This is a genomic window from Paenibacillus sp. SJS-P3, from assembly GCF_056711585.1.
Genome location: NZ_CM160043.1, coordinates 2550527 through 2569371, shown reverse-complemented (window position 1 = coordinate 2569371; position 18845 = coordinate 2550527). Strand labels below are relative to the sequence as shown.

At 61.7% G+C, this 18845-nt stretch carries 21 protein-coding genes and 1 riboswitch; of the genes, 15 read left to right on the top strand and 6 right to left on the bottom strand.

The window, feature by feature from the left end; all coding sequences use genetic code 11:
• Positions 1–22: 22 nt before the first annotated feature.
• The 3 genes from AC06G8_RS11825 (at position 23) to AC06G8_RS11815 (ending at position 2688) form a co-directional block, all read left to right on the top strand.
• Entirely contained in the window at positions 23–1945 is a 1923-nt protein-coding gene (locus AC06G8_RS11825; RefSeq protein WP_480282953.1) for an ATP-dependent DNA helicase, read from the top strand.
• A 1-nt stretch (position 1946) separates the two neighbouring features.
• A complete protein-coding gene (locus AC06G8_RS11820) occupies positions 1947–2246 on the top strand; it encodes a DUF6509 family protein (protein WP_447664142.1) in 300 nt (99 codons plus the stop codon).
• 64 nt (positions 2247–2310) lie between these two features.
• A complete protein-coding gene (locus AC06G8_RS11815) occupies positions 2311–2688 on the top strand; it encodes an MGMT family protein (RefSeq protein ID WP_480282952.1) in 378 nt (125 codons plus the stop codon).
• Here AC06G8_RS11815 and AC06G8_RS11810 read toward each other — a convergent pair.
• Complete coding sequence (locus tag AC06G8_RS11810) at positions 2685–3665, bottom strand: DMT family transporter (protein WP_480282951.1); 981 nt, start codon at positions 3663–3665, stop codon at positions 2685–2687. The genes AC06G8_RS11815 and AC06G8_RS11810 overlap by 4 nt on opposite strands.
• A gap of 122 nt (positions 3666–3787) precedes the next feature.
• A riboswitch (FMN riboswitch) is annotated at positions 3788–3941 on the bottom strand.
• 131 nt (positions 3942–4072) lie between these two features.
• On the opposite strand from AC06G8_RS11810, the gene AC06G8_RS11805 reads away from it, so the two are divergent.
• Complete coding sequence (locus AC06G8_RS11805; protein ID WP_480282950.1) at positions 4073–4459, top strand: hypothetical protein; 387 nt, start codon at positions 4073–4075, stop codon at positions 4457–4459.
• A gap of 243 nt (positions 4460–4702) precedes the next feature.
• Here the strand turns inward: AC06G8_RS11805 and AC06G8_RS11800 are convergent, their stop codons facing one another.
• The gene (locus AC06G8_RS11800; protein WP_480282949.1) at positions 4703–6058 is read right to left on the bottom strand and encodes an MFS transporter; all 1356 of its coding nucleotides are present in this window, start codon (positions 6056–6058) and stop codon (positions 4703–4705) included.
• 126 nt (positions 6059–6184) lie between these two features.
• Here AC06G8_RS11800 and AC06G8_RS11795 point away from each other — a divergent pair, with 126 nt between their 5' ends.
• From AC06G8_RS11795 to AC06G8_RS11765, 7 genes are all read left to right on the top strand, one after another.
• Complete coding sequence (locus AC06G8_RS11795; RefSeq protein WP_480282948.1) at positions 6185–7675, top strand: aminotransferase-like domain-containing protein; 1491 nt, start codon at positions 6185–6187, stop codon at positions 7673–7675.
• A gap of 1 nt (position 7676) precedes the next feature.
• Positions 7677–8393: a response regulator transcription factor gene (locus tag AC06G8_RS11790; RefSeq protein ID WP_480282947.1), complete on the top strand. Its 717-nt coding sequence runs from the start codon at positions 7677–7679 to the stop codon at positions 8391–8393.
• Positions 8390–9736, top strand: a complete 1347-nt coding sequence (locus AC06G8_RS11785) for a sensor histidine kinase (protein ID WP_480282946.1) — start codon at positions 8390–8392, stop codon at positions 9734–9736. Before AC06G8_RS11790 ends, AC06G8_RS11785 begins: the two co-directional genes overlap by 4 nt.
• A gap of 103 nt (positions 9737–9839) precedes the next feature.
• Positions 9840–10520, top strand: coding sequence for an ABC transporter ATP-binding protein (locus tag AC06G8_RS11780; protein ID WP_480282945.1), 681 nt, complete (start codon positions 9840–9842; stop codon positions 10518–10520).
• On the top strand, positions 10520–12217 hold the full coding sequence (locus AC06G8_RS11775) for an FtsX-like permease family protein (protein ID WP_480282944.1): 1698 nt from the start codon (positions 10520–10522) through the stop codon (positions 12215–12217). The genes AC06G8_RS11780 and AC06G8_RS11775 overlap by 1 nt, the downstream gene beginning before the upstream one ends.
• A gap of 55 nt (positions 12218–12272) precedes the next feature.
• Positions 12273–13289 (top strand): FtsX-like permease family protein, encoded by a 1017-nt coding sequence (locus AC06G8_RS11770; RefSeq protein ID WP_480282943.1) that lies wholly within the window; start codon positions 12273–12275, stop codon positions 13287–13289.
• A gap of 205 nt (positions 13290–13494) precedes the next feature.
• Entirely contained in the window at positions 13495–13740 is a 246-nt protein-coding gene (locus AC06G8_RS11765; protein ID WP_447664132.1) for a hypothetical protein, read from the top strand.
• A 1-nt stretch (position 13741) separates the two neighbouring features.
• Here the strand turns inward: AC06G8_RS11765 and AC06G8_RS11760 are convergent, their stop codons facing one another.
• The gene (locus tag AC06G8_RS11760; protein WP_447664131.1) at positions 13742–14644 is read right to left on the bottom strand and encodes a DMT family transporter; all 903 of its coding nucleotides are present in this window, start codon (positions 14642–14644) and stop codon (positions 13742–13744) included.
• 136 nt (positions 14645–14780) lie between these two features.
• On the opposite strand from AC06G8_RS11760, the gene AC06G8_RS11755 reads away from it, so the two are divergent.
• Positions 14781–15659, top strand: coding sequence for a LysR family transcriptional regulator (locus AC06G8_RS11755; protein ID WP_447664130.1), 879 nt, complete (start codon positions 14781–14783; stop codon positions 15657–15659).
• A 15-nt stretch (positions 15660–15674) separates the two neighbouring features.
• Here the strand turns inward: AC06G8_RS11755 and AC06G8_RS11750 are convergent, their stop codons facing one another.
• Positions 15675–15923, bottom strand: coding sequence for a hypothetical protein (locus AC06G8_RS11750; protein ID WP_480285427.1), 249 nt, complete (start codon positions 15921–15923; stop codon positions 15675–15677).
• 235 nt (positions 15924–16158) lie between these two features.
• The gene (locus tag AC06G8_RS11745) at positions 16159–16467 is read right to left on the bottom strand and encodes a hypothetical protein (RefSeq protein ID WP_447664128.1); all 309 of its coding nucleotides are present in this window, start codon (positions 16465–16467) and stop codon (positions 16159–16161) included.
• A gap of 147 nt (positions 16468–16614) precedes the next feature.
• Between AC06G8_RS11745 and AC06G8_RS11740 the strand changes: the two genes are divergently transcribed.
• From AC06G8_RS11740 to AC06G8_RS11730, 3 genes are all read left to right on the top strand, one after another.
• Positions 16615–17694 carry an NAD(P)H-binding protein gene (locus AC06G8_RS11740; RefSeq protein ID WP_480282942.1) on the top strand — a complete coding sequence of 360 codons (1080 nt, stop codon included), beginning with the start codon at positions 16615–16617 and terminating at the stop codon, positions 17692–17694.
• Positions 17695–17749: 55 nt separating this feature from the next.
• Positions 17750–18043, top strand: a complete 294-nt coding sequence (locus AC06G8_RS11735; RefSeq protein WP_447664126.1) for a hypothetical protein — start codon at positions 17750–17752, stop codon at positions 18041–18043.
• Between the two features lie 62 nt (positions 18044–18105).
• Complete coding sequence (locus AC06G8_RS11730) at positions 18106–18306, top strand: hypothetical protein (RefSeq protein ID WP_447664125.1); 201 nt, start codon at positions 18106–18108, stop codon at positions 18304–18306.
• Positions 18307–18375: 69 nt separating this feature from the next.
• On the opposite strand, the gene AC06G8_RS11725 is transcribed toward AC06G8_RS11730, so the two are convergent.
• Entirely contained in the window at positions 18376–18738 is a 363-nt protein-coding gene (locus tag AC06G8_RS11725; RefSeq protein WP_447664124.1) for a DUF423 domain-containing protein, read from the bottom strand.
• Positions 18739–18845 lie beyond the last annotated feature (107 nt).

The window sequence follows — 18845 nt, the reverse complement described above, 5'->3', positions numbered from 1 at the left end:
CCAAGCGGAGGCTGCAGCGCATTTGACCCCATATCCTTTCGAATTTGATCCGACCCGTCCCTTCATCGAGCAAGCCAGCGACTGGATCTCGGATGTTTTCTACGATATTCTGCCTGAAGCCGGCTTTGAAGTCCGCGATGAGCAGATTTACATGGCCTTCCAGCTGGAACGGGCCTATAAGGAAAAGAAAACGCTGTTCGCCGAGGCCGGCGTCGGCACGGGTAAAACACTCGTCTACCTGCTCTATGCCGTCGCATATGCCCGGTATACCCGCCGGCCTGCTGTCATCGCTTGCGCCGACGAATCGCTGATCGAGCAGCTGACGAAGGCGGAGGGAGACATCGCCAAGCTGGCGGCTTACCTGGACCTGCAGGTGGATGCCCGGATGGCGAAGTCGCAAAGCCAGTATCTGTGCCTGAACAAGCTCGACGACGTGCGGGGAGACGAAGGCTACGAGGCGATCTACGAGACGCTTCCCGAATTCGTGCGCAAGCCCGACACGCTGCAGTCCTTCCATCCGTACGGCAGCCGCAAGGATTATGCCGGGCTCGACGACGCCAACTGGTCGAAGATCGGCTGGGACGTGTTCCAGGACTGCTTCGTCTGCCCGCAGCGCCATCGCTGCGGCATGACGCTGTCGCGCGACCATTACCGGAAGTCGCCCGATCTCATTATTTGCTCCCATGATTTTTACATGGAGCATGTGTGGACGGCCGAAGCGCGCAAGCGGGAAGGCCAGCTGCCGCTGCTGCCCGAGCATAGCTCGGTCGTATTCGATGAAGGCCATCTGCTGGAGACGGCGGCCCAGAACGCATTGACCTACAAGCTCCAGCACTCGGTATTTGAATCCATCATCAGCCGTCTGCTGCAGAACGACATCCGCGAAACGCTGGCGTATGCGATCGAGGACGCCATCACCCGCAGCGAGGAGCTGTTCCGGCGCCTGCAGCAGGCCAGCCGTCCCGTCGAAGGATCGGAACGTCTGGAGTTCGAGCTGACGCCGGGCCTGCTCCGGGAAATCCGCGCATTCCGCTCCTTGCTGGAAGAGATCGAGGAGCAGCTCGTATTCGAGAGCGGCTTGTTCACCCTGGACGGTTATCACCTGACGATCGTGGAAGAGCATCTCGATATGATCGGCACGGCCCTGGCGCTGTTCGAAAAGCCGGAAGGGCTCATCACCTGGCTGCTGCCAGATCCTGACGGCTTGACGCTGGTCATGATGCCGAGGCTGGTCAAGGAAGTGCTCCGGGAGCGGGTATTCGCCAAATCGATGCCGATCATCTTCTCTTCGGCTACGCTGTCGGCTGGAGGCTCCTTCCATTATGCGGCCGATACGCTCGGAATCGAGGATTACTTGAGCTTCAGCACTCCGTCTCCGTACGATTATGCTTCCCAGATGCGGATCCATCTCGATCCTGCCGCGGCAGCGGAGGACAAGAGGCGGCGCACGGTCGAGGCGCTCCGCCACAGCGGAGGAAGGGCTCTCCTCCTCTTCCCGTCCCGCAAGCAGCTAGAGTCGTTCCGCGACTGGGCTGCCGGAGCGCCGGAGATGAAGGAATACCGGATGCACTTTGAAGGCACGGCGGAAATAAGCAGCCTGATCACGGCTTTCCAGCAAGACGAGGAAAGCATCCTGTGCGCCCATACCCTATGGGAAGGACTCGATGTGCCGGGTCCGTCGCTGTCGCTCGTCGTCGTCTGGGATCTGCCTTGGCCGCCGCGTGATCCGGTCTTCAACGCCCGGCGCCAAGCGGCGGAGAGCGCCTTCGAGGAAATCGAGGTTCCGTTCATGCAGCTGAGGCTGAGGCAAGGGGTCGGGAGGCTGATCCGGTCGCGCGGTGACAGCGGGGAAGTCGTCATCCTGTCCTCGCAGCTGCTTGACCGTCAAGTTCGGGAAGCCGTCGTGTCGGTGCTGCCCGAAGGAACGTTACAGGAGGAGAATTGATATGGAAATTACGGAATACAGCGTGGAGAAAATCAAGGATCCGTTCGGCATTCTGGACGGACAGCGGTATGAATACCTGCTTCAGATCGAGGTTGACGAAGAGGACGAGCTGTATTCGCCGAGCGGCCTGTACGTGCGCGCGGTGTACAAGCAAGAAGGAGCGGGAGGCTCCATCATCCGCCACGAGATCCGCGAGCGGGGCAGCGACCGGCTGCTGGACTTCGGCCTTGAGGATGAAGAGCTCGCCGAACTGGAGACGTTCTGCATGGAACATATCGCCGATTCGGAAGCAAACGGATAAACAGGCAAGAGCCCGCGGCTGCTGGTCAGCGCGGGCTCTAGTTCTACTTATGGGGGAGAGACATATGCAGCCTTTTACGGAAAAAGTGATCCGGGTCGTCGGCGCCATCCCGGAAGGCAAGGTCATGACCTACGGCTCGGTCGCGGCAGCGGCCGGAAGCCCGCGCGCCGCGCGCCAGGTCGTCCGCATCCTCCATTCCATGGGGGAGAAGTACGGGCTGCCCTGGCATCGCGTCGTCAACGCGGCAGGCTCCGTGTCGCTGCCGGGAGATGCCGGCGAGCTTCAAAGGGCATTGCTGGCCGCGGAAGGCATCGAAGAAGGCTTGCGCGGAGCGATCGATCTCGAGCGGCATCGGCATGATGCAGATGGAGAGTCGATCGATCGTGAGCGGCATCGGCATGATCCGGATGGTGAGCAGTCCGGCGGCGAAGCCGGACATTAGGCGGCGGGCTGCTCCGCCGCGGCTCTGGCCGTGCTGCGGCTGAGCATGACGAGCACGCCCCAGATGAGCAGGAAGCCGATCAGCTCATGAACCTTGAGCACGGATCCGAATACGATCCAGTTGATGAGGACGCCGACGGCAGGGAAGGCAAGCTCGGCCAGCGTGGCGATGGAAGCCTTGGTCGAGGAGAGCCCTTTATAATAAAGCAGCATGCTCAGCAGCCCGGGAATGAAAGCCTGGAAGAGCAGGTTGACGATGAGAATCGCAGCCGTGCCCGAGCTGCCGAGCGGCTTCCAGGCATCTCCGGCGGCCAGCAGCAGAATGCCGAGCAGCGGTATGGCGAGCAGGAAGCGGAGCGAAGTGACGATATGGAAGCCGAGCTTCTTCTTCAGCAGGTATTTGCCCATGACGGTCGATCCGCCCCACAGGAAAGCGGCCGCGATCGAATACAGGGCTGCCTGGGAGCCGAGATCATGCAGGCCGAGCTGCGGAGCATGGAAGCCGAATGTAAGCAGGTACGTTCCGGCGAGCGCGACGAGCAGATACCAGGAAAAGCGGGCTGGGAAGGATTCCTTGAGCATGAAGCGGGCAAGAATGATGGCCAGCAGCGGCTGCAGCTTCTGCAGCAGCAGGACGGCATTGAAGTTGCCCATCGTGAACGCGGACGTGAACAGCACCGTGGCGATGGCGGAGCCGCCCCAGGAAACGAAGAACAGGGCTCCGACGACGCCGAGGGTGAGCTTGCCGGTGAGCTGATGACGGTAATGGATAAGGACCGGTACGGCATAGAGAGCGAGCAGAAGATGCTCCAGGAAAACGATCTGCGGAGACGTGAAGGTTTTCAGAAGCAGGATGCGGAAGAGGGGATCGACTCCCCAGAGCGTCGCGCCGAGAACGACGTACCAGATGCCGCGGCTGCGGGTGAACAGGCTTTTGTCCGCGCTGAGCGGACGGTCAAGCGTAGCTGTGTCTTTCAATTCAACAACCTCCAGTGGCGGGTTTTTGAATTGAACCTCGTAGAAGCTCCGAACCCCCGCCAGATGACAAATGGCGGGGGCACGAAATAATACGCCTCGCCATGATCGTGGCACGAAGCGCATTAAACCTTCTCTCATCCGGACTGTCACCGTCGGCCTTGGACTCGCACCAAGTCAGTCCCTGATCCGCATATGCAGATCAGGGAGTCGCGGGCTTCGGCGCGCGTTCGCGCCGTCACCGCCGGTAGGGAATCGCACCCTGCCCCGAAGGTTCATATTCAGTTGTGTGAATTATATCACAAGGCGACAGCACTCGACAAGAAAAGTTCATGGTTGCAAGGAGCAGCAGAGCATCTCCCCAGGTATAATAAGGAGACAAGCGCAACTGGGAAAGGGGAATACAGGTCATGAAGAAATGGACATTCGCGGCGCTCGCGGTTCTCGTGCTTCTGGTCGCGGCGGGCTGCGGATCTTCCGGCAACGCGCCATATCAGGACGAATCGGCGGTCAAGGTCGCGATTACGAGCGACCCGGCAGCCGTGGCCGGAACGCCGCTGCAGCTGACGGCGGCCATCGAGGGACTGGTCACGGAAGAGAACCTGAAGATCGACTTCGACATCCGGGAAGAAACGGAGCAGGAGCTCCCAATATTGATCACATCCAAGAAGAAGGCCCAGGGTCAGTATGAGGTCACGCATACGTTCGATAAGCCGGGCATATACGTCATCTACATCCATATCTATTCCGGAGACGATCTCCATATCATCAAGCGCAGCACGTTCGACGTCGCATGAGCCGGAAGCCGGCCAAGGGCTGTTCCCATCGGGGGACAGCCCTTTTTGCATTCCCGCTTTAGGCGCGGGACAGACAGGTCCATCCCTGGCTATCGCGGATCAGACAGGTCCTTCCCTATCGCGGATCCGCATGCCGCGATGTATTCGTTCCCGGATCTTAAACACCTCGTCCGTAACATCTCCGCAGGCTGCTGTCCATGAAATCGCATGCGAAGCGGGCTGAGGCTCCGCTTGGCATCGGCATCAACCGGAAGCCTCAAGCTCCGATGAGCTGCCGCTCGATGGGCTGCGTCTTGCCGCAAGATGCCGGGAGAGCAGGAGGAAGAAGAGGAAAGCGAGCGCGCTCAAAACCAGATTGACGGCAATGACGGTCTGGTACGAATGCTGAAGCCGGTAAAGGATGCCTCCTCCGAGCGCGGCAGCCGCTCCTCCGAGCTGATGGACGAGCAGCAGAAATCCGGTGCGCAGGCCGCCCGGTCCGCCGGCGCTCTCCTCCGCGAGCAGAATGCCGCCCGATACGGCGCCAACATAGCTTGCGCCGAAGAGCAGCGAGAAAAATACAGGCGACAGCTGCAGATGGGGAAGCAGCAAGGAAAAGGCGAGGACGCGGACTCCAAACAGCAAAGCCAGCGCTGAAGATCGGGAGGAGCGGTCCAGGAAATAGGAGAACAGGAGCCCGCCGCAAACTTCGAGCACGCCGAGCAGGCTGAGGGAAGCGGCGATCGTCGCTGCCGGCACATGCGAGTGTTGATGGATGGCTGCCAGGTTCATTTCCACGGTGCCCATGCTGAAGCCGCAGGCAAGGAGAGAGAAGGAGACGGCGAGGAATACGCGGTTTCGGGCCATGTCCAGCAGCGCGGCGGATTTCTCCCGCCAGCTACGGGGAGAGTCTGCGGAAGAGGCGGCGGAGCTTCCGGACTGAGCTCCGGCATGCGGCTTTTGGCCGTCCTCCGGTGGAAGAGCCGTTTCAGTAGCTGCGGAGAGACCTTTTTTCTCGACGAGAGGAACCTGTTCCATATCGCCATTCAGGCTTGCCGCCCGGCGCCGGAAGACGAGCGCCGCCAAAGGCAGGAACAGCAGGTGGACGACGAGCAGCACACCATAGAGCTGTCTCCACTCGTACTTGTGGCCTTGCGTCAGCAGCGGCGTCAGCACGGCCAGGCCAAGCGACCCGGCGCTGCCGAGCAGAGCGAGCGCTTTGGCTCGGTGATGACGGAACCAGTCCTGCACGAGCATATAGGCCGAGGTGGCTCCGAGCCCGCTCAATCCGGCAAGCAATCCGTTCCCGAGCCAATATCCGAGCGTGCCGGGAATGAACAGCACCGAGGCGGCGCCGAGGGCGTTCATCGCGGCGGAGATTCCCATCGCCGCTGCATAGCCTTTGCGGTCGGCGAGAAGGCCGCCGAGCGGCGCGCAAACGGCGGTCAGCACGATGGCGGTCGACCACGAAAAGCCGAGAAAGTCCCGCTCGACGCCGAGGTCGGCGGTAATTTCCGGCTGGAAAAAGGCGATGACGATGCGGCCCAGCGAGCCTGCGAAGGTAAAGCACCATAAGACGGTCAGAAGCAGCCAGGCGAATTTCGGTTCCTTGAACAACATGGCGGATCCCCCTCTGTTTTGTTGCCATCATAGCGGTTCGGCTGGCTGGGCGCATCAGCCAATTGGAGGAAATTTTGCCCATCCAATTCATGGAGGCGCTATAATGAAACAAAAGGGGGGACGCCCATGTTCTGGAAACCGGATCCAACCGGCTCAGACGCCGTCTATATCCAGATATGCCGGCACTATGAGGAGCAGATTCGCAGCGGGCTGCTGCCTCCGGGCTCGAAGCTTCCGGCCGAACGGGATCTTGCCCTCAGGCTGGCGGTCAATCGCAGCACGGTCCAGGCGGCATATGGAGAGCTGAGGGCGCTCGGCCTCGTCCAGTCGCGCCCGGGCAGCGGGACGAGCGTCAGCGACTCGATGTGGGAGCAGGGGGAGCAGGGAGAGCGGCAGCCGGATTGGATCCGCTATCTGCGCCGGAGATACAATCCTTCCGGCCGGCTGCAGGAGGCCGTCAACGAGGCGCCGGGAGAAGGCGTGATCGACCTCACCCAAGGAGAGATGCATCGCAGCCTGATGCCGCTGGAGCTGCTGGAGCGGCTGTCGGGAGAGATTGATTGGAGCCTGCCGTTCAGCTACAGGGACGATCCGCTGGGTGATCGCGGCTTGAGAGAAGCGCTCGCCTCCCATCCGTCGATCGGTCCTTCGCTGGCAGCGAAGCCGGATGAGCTGCTCCTGACATTCGGCGTCAAACATTCGCTCGGCCTTGTCGCGAGGGCGATGCTGGAGCCGGGGGACGCCGTAGCGGTCGAAGGCCCGTCTTATTTGTACGCGATGGGCGTATTCGCGGAAGCCGGCATCTCGATGGTCCGGCTGCCGGTCGACAAGGACGGCCTCATGCCGGAAGCGCTCCCGGAGCTGCACCGTCGCCACCGGATCCGGCTTGTCGTCACGAATCCGACGTTCCAGAATCCAACCGGATCGACGCTGTCCATGGCGAGACGGCTGCAGCTCCTCGCGATCTGCACCGAGCTCAGGCTGCCGATCATCGAGGACGATCCCTACTCCTTGCTCGGCAAGCCGGGCTGGACGGCGCTTCCTTCGCTGCGCTCGCTGCCCGGCGGCAGGGAGCGGGTCATATCCTGCGGCACATTCTCCAAGATCGCCACTCCCGGCATGCGGACAGGCTGGATCGCCGCTCCAAGGGCGATGATGGCGGCGCTGAGGGCCGCACGCCATGCCTCGGGCTTGACGACCAGCCATCCGGGAGAACGTCTGGGAGCGGCGCTGCTGGTCAGCGGCCGGTTCGATGCCAGGCTGGAAGCCGTGCGCGCCGCGCTCGAACGCAGAAGAGAGGCGGCCGCGGAAGCCGCGGCGGCCAGCCTTGCTCCGTATGCGGCCATCCACGAAGCGATTCCGGACGGCGGCTTTTATATCTGGCTGAAGCATGGCCTGGCGCGCTCCGGAATGGAAGTGCTGCAGGGATGCCTGGAGCAAGGCGTCGCCGTCAGTCCCGGGGAGCTGTACGGGGAACGTCCCGGCTGGATGCGCATCAGCGTCGCGGCGGCCGAAGAGGACATGATTGCCGAGGGAATCCGGCGGGCAGCCGCTGCGTTGGAGCGGCTGTCGGGCAAGGAAGGCCATGGGAACAATCGGGCGGAGGGGAGGAACTGAGATGACACGGATCGTATGGGTGGAGGACGAGCGGGAGCTGGCGGAGCAAGGGGCGGCGTATTTGCGCAGAGAAGGCTGCGAGGTGTTTACGGCTGATTCGGCCGAAGCTGCGATCGTCCTGATCGAGAAGGAGAAGCCGCAGCTGCTGCTTGTGGATTGGCTGCTGAAGGGCGAAGGAACGGGTCTCGACATATGCCGCCGCAATGAAAGGCTGTGGCAGCTGCCGATCCTGATGGTGACGGCGCGAAGCGACGAGTTCGACCGCATCCTGGCGCTTGAGATCGGCGCGGACGATTATATCCAGAAGCCGTTCAGCCTCAGGGAGCTGCATGCCCGGATCAAGGCGGTGCTTCGCCGAGCCGGCAGGATGAAGGAAGGCGAGGGCTCGCCGCCGGCAAGGACGGAAGGGCTCGTTCGCGGCGGCCTCTCCATCTCTCCGGAACGGTTCGAAGCCAGCGTCGGAGGGGCTTCGGTGGAACTTACCCGAACCGAGTTCGCGCTGCTGCTGAAGCTGGCCTCCCATCCGGGAAGGGTATTCACTAGGACGCATCTGCTGGAGGAAGCTCTCGGCGAAGCGTATGCAGGGTATGAGCGGACGATAGACAGCCATATCCGGAATTTGCGGCGCAAGCTGGGGGACGATTCAGCCGAGCCTCGTTATATCGGGACGGTATACGGCGTCGGTTATCGCTTCCTCCAGGAAGAGAGGCAGGAATGAAGGCACGCTCCGTATTCCGGGCTGCCTGGCTGCGGATAGCCTGCGGCTCGGCCGCTGCGGTGATGGCGGCTGCCGCCGTGCTGCTGGCGACGCCGCAATTGTCCAAGGAGCCTGACGAAGCGAAGCGGCTCGCACTGTACTGGAGCGGGTATGCGGCTGCCTATGCGGGCATGCACGGTTCGGCGGCCGGAATGGAAGAGGCTCTCCGGCGGGATGCGGCTGCTTATCCGGCCGGCGGCGACTTTCGCCTGGTGGTCCGGACGGCCGCTGGCGAGACGATCGCTGTCGCCGGAGAGGATGTAAGTCCTCGCGGCAGCCGTCTGACGTCGGTGAAGCCTTTCATGCTTGACGGACGCATGGCGGGAACGGTCGAAGCCTCCGTCGCCTCCTCTGCTGGCGGGCATGCGGCGGGATGGGCTGCCGCAGCAGGCATGGCCGCGTTCGCCTGCGTCTGGGGCCTGATGAGGCTGGAGGCCGCTCGCGGCCAGCGCCGGCTGAGGCTGTGGGCTGCCCGGGCGAAGCTTCTTCGGCCGGGCGGCAGCGCGCCCGCTGCTGCGGCAGGGCATAAACTCCGCATGCATCACGCGTTGCCAATCGCCGAAAATCCGGCCGAAGCGGAGCTGTCCGGGCATCTGTCCGAAGCGGCCGATTATATCCAGCATCTGCAGACGGTGCGCAAATCGATGGTGGGCGAAGTCGCCCATGAGCTGCGGACGCCGCTCGCCGTCTTGCTGACGTCTCTGGACAACGCCTTGTACGAGGAGCGCGGGCTGGATGCCTCCCAGCTCGCCCTGCTGTCGGAGCAGGCGAGAGGGATGGCGCGTCTCGTCCAGGATCTGCAGGATCTGTCGCTCGTCGAGAGCGGACGGCTGGCGCTGGACAAGCGCTGGTTCGCTCCGGCCGATACCGCCGCCTCGATCGCGGAGCTGCTGGAAGCGGAGGCCGGGGAGAAAGGAATCCGGGTCTGGACGGAGCTCGACGGGGAGGCGACGGTATTCGGCGACGAGAAGCGGATCCGCCAGCTCCTGCTCAACTTGGCGGACAACGCTCTTCGGCATGCGCGCACGACGATGACCGTCCGAGTCGCGGCGGCAGGCAGCGGTGTGCGGATCGAAGTCGAGGACGACGGCTGGGGAATGGAGGAGGAAGAGCTGGATCAGCTGTTCCAGCGCTATGTCCGCAGGCGGACTTACGCGGACGGAAGTCCCGCGCCGCGCGGGCTTGGATTGGGGCTGGCCGTCGTCAAGGGCATTGCCGAAGCCCATGGAGGCACCGTCGGCGTCAGCAGCCGCTTCGGAGCGGGAGCTCTTTTTTATGCCGAGCTTCCTGCCTATCGCGAATAGCCGCTTCTGCACAATGTCTGCACATTGTGTCGACGGCTGCTGCACATAAGCCTGTTAGTATACTGGCGTACCCGCTGCGCGGGAGAAAGGGGCTGGCGCCGGAATGCTGAAGGCGAAGCAAGTGAGCAAAACGTTCGGGACAGGCAGCGAGGCCGCCCGGGCGCTCAAGGAGATCAACCTGCTAGTGGAGAAAGGAGAGACGGTGGCGGTCACCGGACCGTCGGGCTGCGGCAAGACGACTCTGCTGCATGTGCTGGCCGGCCTGGAGCCGCCCGGGAGCGGCGAAGTCTGGCTGGGAGAGAGCGCCCTCCACAACCTCGGCGAGAAGGAGCTGGCGGAGGCGAGGCTTCTGCGGATGGGCTTCGTTTTCCAATCCTATCATCTGGTTCCCGTCTTGAACGCGGCCGAGAACGTCATGCTGCCGCTCATGGCTAGAGGCCTGTCGAGGAAAGAGGCGCAATCCGCAGCAAGGGACACGCTGAAGCTCGTCGGGCTGGAGAACAAGGCGGCGGCGTTTCCGGCGCAGCTGTCCGGGGGCCAGAACCAGCGCGTGGCGATCGCCAGGGCGGTAGCCGGCCGGCCGGATATCCTGTTCGCGGACGAGCCTACGGGCGCGCTCGATTCCGATACGGCGGAGCAGATATTGGGCTTGCTGGAAATGCTGAATGTCCGCTACGGCACGACGATCGTGCTGGTGACGCATGATGCGGGCTTCGCAGCCCGGATGAAGAGGCAGATCCGCATGTTCAACGTGCGGATCGTGCATGACGGAGGTACAGTCTGATGCTGGCGAAGGGATTGAGCTGGCGGATAGGCCTCCTGTATCTGAGAAGGCAGAAGCGGCAGACGCTGCTCAGCCTGCTGGCCGGGGCGATCGGAGCGATGCTCATCTCGATGTCCTGCTTTCATTACATCGCCGTCAAGGGCAGCGGAGACGCATGGGTGCGCGCTCATTTCGGCCCGATCGACTGGGTGTTGATGCCGAAGCAGGGCAAGCCGTTCAGCGGCGAGCAGGCCGGCACACTCCGGTCCGAGCTGGAATCGATGCCCGGCGTCCGCTATCGCAGCTTGCCGGTCGTCGCCGGCGCGACGACGCTGTTCGCTTCCGCCCGGCAGGATGCTGGAGTCAAATCCCTGCAGCAGGTCCAACTGCTCGGACTGGATCCGCAGCAGGCGAAGCTCTTTGATGAAGGACAGGCCGCATTATGGAGGACAGGGCTGCCTTCGGGGCAAGTCATTCTGGATCGGGAAACCGCAGGCAGGCTCGGGCTTGAGGCCGGTGACGCGGTGTGGGCGGCGGATGCCGCCGGGGTGCGCAAGCCTCTGATCGTCCGGGACGTCGTCGAGGCGACCGGAGTGACCGGGTATAGAGGCGACAGGGGCAGCCGGAACGGAACGATCCTGGTGAACGAGGGCGATGCGGCGGCGCTTGCCGGCAGCCCTGAAGGCAGCTACAGCTTCGTGCTGGTCGGGAGGACGGATCCGGCCGACAGCGTCCTGGGAATGAACTACAGCAACAAGATGAATGACATGACGGAAACCCGGCTCGTGAAATACGTGGCGTTATCCAGGGCCGGCGGAGAAATGGTCATGCTCATTATGGCGATCAGTCTGACAGCGATCTTCTCCAGCGCCTTCCTGCTTCGTCAGATCGTCCATATGATGGCCGAATCCAGAAGCGAGCTGTACGGCGTGCTGCGGGCGATCGGGATGAACCGGCGGCAGGTGAGGGGGCTGTTCGCGGCCGAGGCGCTGCTGCTCGGGCTGCTCTCCGGCCTGATCGGGCTGCTGTCGGGGGCGGCGGCCGGATGGGGAATGGTGAAGCTGCTCTACGGCGGCGGATATGGCCATGCGGTCAGCTCCTCCGGCATCCCGATCTCGGCCCGCATTTCCCCTGGCTTGGCAATCGCCGCAGCGGCAGCCGTGCTCTTGTATCAATGCCTGCTTGTCTTGCTCGCCAGCCGCAAAGCCGGTGCCGGAACGATCGTGTCCGCATTGAGGGGAGAGGCGGCGGACGGCGGCAAGCGGAGCAGGGGGTGGAAAAAGGCGGCCGGAGCCGCGGCGCTTCACATCGTGGCGGCCGCTTTTCTGGCGGCTCATCTCTATCAGGCGTTCAAGTGGGAGCCGGCAACGGTTTCCGGAGAAACCATGCTGGTGCTGCTGGTCGTCTGGCTCGGCGCTTCGGCATCAGCGGTGTACGCGGTATTCGGCCTGCTGCTTGGCGCCGGGCGCCGGCTGGCGGGACGCCTCAGCCTGTCGTCGCTGCTCGCCGTCCGTTATGCCGGCCAGCGTCCGGGAAGGACGTTCACCGTCATGCTGCTGTTCGGCATCGCGATGATGACGGTGACCTTCACCGCAGGGCTGAGCAGCCTCATTCTCAAAAACATGAATACGGAACATACGGTCCAGACGATGCTCGGATACGGAGCTACGTTCCCTACCAGTCGGAAAAGGAAAAGGATCGCGTGCTCGAGCTGCTGAGGACGGACGAGGAGCTGAGCCGGACGGTCACGGGGCACGCCGCTGCGAGCCTGTCATGGGCGGCGTTCAGCTGGAGGGGACGGGTTCCCGATTCAGCCAGGCGTTCGTGCCGGTCTCGCAGGAGCTGCTCGCCGGAGGCGGCTGGAAGCTCGCCGAACGATCGCCGGAATTCGGCAGCGATGCAGAAGCCTGGAACAAAGTGAAATCGGACGACGGTTATGTCGTCCTGCCTCTTCAATACAGGAAGACGGCAGACGATAAGCCCTCTTCATTTTCCGGACCGGAAACAACATATGCTGCGGGAGATCCCATCCGAATGGGCTTTTACAAAAAAAATCTCGTCGGACCCTCGGACAAGCCTGACCTCACCGTTGAGCTGAAGATTGCCGGTTTTGCGGCTGAAAATACGGAATCCAGCGTCCGCTCTGAATATGTATACGCGACGACCTATGTCGGTCCCGGGCTGCTGGCCAAGCTCAAGCCCTACCACCATCGCTGGCCGAACCAGTCCCATCAAGGGCTGCTGCTCCTTCAGTTCGATTACCGCGACCTGGAGCTGGACCGCGAGATCAGCAGCCGCCTCGTGTCGGGCGGAGCGCCGTCGGCGGGCATACCCTATTTGACGAGCAGCGAGAAGTATGCGGAGAATAAGCAGCTCGTGAACGGCTTCATCGGCTTCACGGTTCTGTCCGCCGTCATCGGGCTGCTGGGGCTTGCGGTGCTGCAGAAGCGCTCTATTGGAGAGAGGTCGCGGGAGATCGCGATGCTGCGCTGCGCCGGCATTCCCCCGCGCAAGCTGTTCCGGTCGTTCCTGCTGGAGGGCACGCTGCTCGGCGGTTGCGGCCTGCTCGCCGGCACGGCTGCCGGAGCGACGGGCGCCCATGCCTTCATCCGGATTTTGCAGAGCGATCTCAGGCCGGGAGAAGCGTCGCTAGACGTCGCGTTTCCATGGCTGCTGCTGTCCGGCGTGGTTGGCCTGCTGCTGGCGGCGGCGTTCCTGTTCAACATCGGACCCGCGCGCGGGGCATTGATCTCCTCGTCGACGGAACCTTTGCGTTCTGCCGACATCTAATGAAGGAAGGAGCGCTTCGTCGATATCGCGGCGAAGCGCTCCTTTTTCCAGCAATCTTAAGAAAAAACTCAGAATTCGTAAATACTTTGTTGCTTTTTGTCTGGTAGAATTCCCTTATACTGGTTTTGTGCGTATGTAGGTGCTACATAATGGCGGTATCATTCGTCTTATAGATAGAGCAATGCCATGGGGGAGAGATTGAATCATGAGCAAGAGGGATCAAGCCGACAGGATTCGCCGGCTGCGCGCGGCCGAGCGGGACTGCTACAGCGTATGCATGTATCTGCTGCAGAACGAGACCCTCGCGGTGCAGGCGGCGCAGGATGCGCTGTGCGAGATGTTCAGCCGCGACAGCCTTCATCCGGATGAGATTAAAAAAACGGCCATGGAGCATGCGCTCGCGGCAGCGGGCAAAGCCCGCGCGGCAAGCCAGGCATGCGCCATGGCGTGAATCAGGTTTCGGCCGGAACGGCCGGCTGGCCTGATTTTTTTTTGCGCAGCCCCGACAGCCAGCGCCCTCCGTACTCCGATACGAGGACGCCAGACATGACGAGCAGGGCTCCGATATACCCTTGCACTTTCAACACCTCGTCTGCGAACAGATAGCCGAACAGGGCGGCGAAGACGGGTTCGAGCGCGAAGATAAGGCCTGCCCGGGCCGGGGATGTATACCGCTGGGCGAGCGGCTGCGCGATATAGCAGAATGCGCTGCAGACGACAGCCAGAGCGCCGACGGAGAGCCATCCGTCCAGCGAATGCGGCAGGGAAGGCTTCTCCAGGAGAAAGGCCAGGACGAAGCCGTAACCGCCTGTAAACGCCAGCTGCAGGATGCCGAGCTGGAACATGTCGACCTTTTTCCGGACAGCCCGCGAGGTGACGAGCACATATACGGCATACAAGAATGCCGCTGCGATGCATAGAATGTCTCCCGGCTGCATGCTGAGAGGCATCTTCAACGTGAGCAGGCCGATGCCTGCGATCGCGAGGCTGATGCCGGCCGTCAGCTGCGGCTTCATCTTCTGGCGCATGAACACGGCGGACAGGATCGGCACGAAGATGACCGTCAGACTGACCAGAAAGCCGGCATTCGACGTGCTCGTCGTCTTGAGGCCGTACGTGATGGTGACGAAGACGCCGAGCAGCAGCGCTCCCTGCAAAGCTGCATAACCGGTCGTATGCAAGGACAAGCCTTTCAACTTCCGATGGAAGAGCACGGCCGTAAGCGCGAAGGCTATGCCGAACCTCAGTCCGATCAACGTCATTTCCCCGACTGAATCCAACGCCAGCTTCATCAGCAGGTAGGAGGATCCCCAGCATATCGTTACCATTACGAGCAGCCATTCCGACTTCTTCATGTTCGTGTTCCCGTCCTCTTCTTGTCGTATCTTCCGATGGTAAAGTATACTAGGAACCATAACATAAGTGAATTGAATGTTATTCATGTTTTACATGAAGGGAATTCATGATTGTGAAGGAATGGAGCAGCCGTTCATGAGTCTGGTCAAATACGAAATATTCAGCGTTGTCGTCGAGCTCGGAAGCTTGACAAAAGCAGCGGAAACGCTGGGCTTGACCCAATCGGGAGTGAGCCATGCGATCGGCAGCCTGGAGAAGGAATTCGGCATCCAGCTGCTCACCCGCAGCCGTTCCGGCATCCAGCTCACCGTCAATGGGGAGAGGGTGCTGAAGCCGATGCGCGAGATGCTGTCCTGGCAGGAGCAGCTACAGCAGGAAATCGCGGCGATCAAAGGGCTGCAGGCAGGCACGGTGCGGCTCGGCACGTTCACGAGCGTGTCGGTCCACTGGCTGCCGCAAATGATCAAGGAGTTCGACCGCGACTATCCCGGAATCGAGATCAAGCTGATCGAGGGGGATTACCGGGATATCGAGGAAGGGATCACCGACGGCAGCATGGATATGGGCTTCTTGAGCCTTCCGGCCCGGGAGGGACTCGACACGCTGGCGTTGAAGAAGGATCGCATGCTCTGCGTGCTGCCGGCCGACCATCCGCTCGCCGGCCAGCCGTTCCTGTCTCTCCAGCAGCTTCAAGGCGAGGACTTCATCATCCCCAAGGAAGGCTCCGACTATGACGTCCGGCGCATTCTCGAGGAGGTCATCCAGAGGCCCCGCATCAAGTACGAGACGGCGGATGATTATGCCATCATCGCTATGGTCGAGCACGGCCTCGGCATCAGCATCCTTCCGGAGCTCGTGCTGCAGGGCAGGGATCATCACGCCGCGATGGTCGAGCTGGAGGACGGGCGCTACCGGACGCTGGCGATCGCCGCTTCCTCGTTCAAGCTGCTGTCTCCGGCAGCCCGCCGTTTCCTGGACTATATCAAGCGATTCATGGAATCCAGGCAGCTCTGAAGGCAGTATGAACCGCTATGCGAGGACGGCGTCATTATGTAGGCGCCGCTGTCGCGGCCTTGCAGCATCAGGCCTGCAGCTGGCTGTGCAGCCGTGAAGGACGAGGGCTTCCGCGCCCGGATTGCCGCCTCCCGTACCGCCTATTCCGGCGAAGTTGTTCTGCGAAGGCTGGACGTCTCCGCCGAAGCGGAACCAGCTCGTCTCATGGATCGATTGGCACAGAGCGATGTTTCCGCGCAAGCCGTAGCAGGCGGCGACCGCCAGGAACTGTCTTGCGATTTCTCCGCTGAGTTAAAGGTTCACGCCCGCCACATAGCGGATCATCGCATCGGCCGATACGGACTGGGTGATCATGATGGTTGTTTTGGCCATAATCTGTCACCCTCTCGGTTATGGTTCACTCTATTCATAGAGTGGACAAGGAGTAAGGGCGGACGGCCTTCCCAACAGACAATGAAAAAAAAGCCTGCCCCGGCTTGGGGCAGGCAAGTTCAGGCCGTCAATCGACCCGGTCGTAAAATTTCTTCCAGTCTTTCTGGCCCTTGTGGACCAAGTCGGCGACAGTCCGGTCGATGACCGTATGAACGGCATTGCGGAAAAACTCGGTCTCTTGCCGAATAGCGGCTTCGACCTCGCCGTTGGATTTCTCGCTGTTGATGCTGCGGGCTCCGATCTCGACGCGGTGATACTGCTCATGTTCTTCAAGGAGGTCGAGAAGATGGTCGAAAGCGATCAGGACGCCTTCATGCCCGGCGAGCTTGTTCTCGTTCTGCAGCGCTTGCTTGAATCTTTCCAGGTTTTTGCGCATCGGTTCATCGCTCCTTGTAGAATTTGGATACCGCTATATTCTCACAAGGTGCCCGCTGTGCGCAATAGAATGCTTTCAAGTCATTCTTCTTTTGACCATCGCGTCCACAGGGTATCAATTCGTATAGGAATGAAAGGGGGCGGGGCTTTGGAGAAGGCCATTAGGCCGGATTTGCTTGTCGCTGCCGGCAAAGCAGGAGCGGGAAGCCGCCGCCCGGTCATCGCGATCGCCGGCGCTGGCGGATCGGTAGGGAGCAGGCTTGCCGCCATGCTGCCGCCCGAGACCGTTCTCGTCGGCATCGGCAGGCATCCTGCGGCCAGAGGTCATGATGATGGACTGACGTGGCGGACATGCGATTTCTATTCGCAGGAAGAAGCCGTGCAGGCTCTGGCTGATGTCGATATTGCCGTATACCTCATCCATGCAGGGAAGCCTTCTGCAAGGCTGACCCAAGGGACATCGCGGGACCTGGATGCCCTGCTGGCGGAGCATTTCGCGTATGCCGCCGCAGCGAACGGCGTAGAGCGGATCATCTGCTTGGACGGGAACATCCCGCCAGGCCCGTCGAAGCGGGGGAGAGCCAGCAGCTTCCAAGGGCAGCGGGAAGTGGAGGGCATTCTCGCTGCTCACGGACTGCCGCTGACCGTCATCGCAGCGGGCGGCGCAGAGCCGCTTCATGCAGCGACGGCCATTTGCGCAGCCTTGGGCTATGGCGCGGATACGGTGTGGTTCGGGACAGGCGAGACTGTCCGCGAGGCTGCCGGGCAAGCGGAATTCAGGAAAGAGACGGACAGGAGGCCGGATGTCCGATCCGTCCAAAGGTTCAGCCTGCCTGGGGGCATGGACGCGGAGCAGGCGGCCTTCTATTATCTGGACTGGCTGTCCCGCGTCAGCCGCCCGCTGCTGCGGATCGACAGGAATATACCAGGGGAATGCCGAATGTATGCGGCAGGGATTCCGCAGCCTCTCCTGCAGCTGACTGAGCGCAGAACAGCGGGCGCTTCCCGCTGCTTCACCTTCGAGATCAGCGGAGGGCTGCTGGCCCACACGGGGAAAGGGAGCCGAGGGAGGCTTGATTTCCTGCTGCTGCCAGGATCAAGGGAATGCCTCGCGGCCATCCACGATTTCATCCCGTCGCTGCCTTGGTTGCTGTATAAGTACTCTCAAGCGCAAGTTCATTTGCTCGTCATGTATGCTTTTGGGAGACATTTGAAAAAATGGAGATAGAACCGTGATGTTTCTGACAGGTTGAAATTATCCACTTGCTTGGGAGGAGAAGGCTATGACCGGATATTGGATAGCCGTGGCGGCGATTGCGGCAGCCGCAGCATGGGCTTGGCGCCGTTACCGGGCTGCCGGCCGGCAAGGCAAGAGCAAGATCGTCAAGATGAATGCATACCGGTCCCGGAAAGGCAGAAGCGACAGCGCAGCCGCGAAGCCGGGATCTCAGTTATGCTCCTCATGCCGCAAGCCGGCTGCGCGGCTGAGCTTTTATTCCGACGAGAACGGCCGCGTGGTCGGCTTGTGCCGGGAATGCAAGCCTAGCGCGGAACGCAGGCAGCTGGACCGTCTGTAAGGCGCCAGCCGGGCAGGCAGTTGCCCTTCGTTGCCTTGTCGCCTATCTATGTGGCAGGGTTCATGGTGCCTTCGAACTCGGCGGTTACCTGTTCGTTCGGCGTTTCCGGATTGACGGTCTACGAGATGCAGCTGAACAATGTGGACGATCTCTCGGAAATGGCGATGTCGGTATATGGATTGGATTCGGCAGGCGATCTGGTGCTTTCCCAACGGACCTTGCCGCTGGAGCTGTCGCCGATGCCCGGTCTTGTCCAATCTTAAGGAGGCGTCTTGTGCCGATGGCCTGATTTCCGCCGGGGCGGAAATCAGCATCCCTGCATAAGTAGCGGACTACAGCCAAAAAGCGGCGGCCATCAGCGCCCAGCCAGCCAGAAAAGCAAGGCCGCCGATCGGCGTGATGATTCCCAGCTTGCGGATTCCGGACAGGCTCAAGGCATAAAGGCTTCCCGAGAACAACAGGATGCCTGCCGCGAGCAGCCAGCCGGCGGCGGCCAGCAGGGCGGAGTCGGAAAAGAATCCGGCAAGCCCGATGCCGAGAAGGCCGATTCCATGGACAAGCTGATACAGAACTCCTGTCTGGTATGCGGCCAGCTTGTCTTCGCTCAGCCTGCGCTTGAGCGCATGGGCGCCGAAAGCGCCGAGGGCGACCCCGATGAACATGACGGCGGCTCCCAAACCTATGAATGCATTCATTTCTTATACGCCTCCTTCATCACGAATCGTAGCGGATCAGGATCAATCCGTCAACGAAACGGGAGAGCGGCCGGCGATTGCCGGCAAGGAGATCCGGAAGAGAGGAT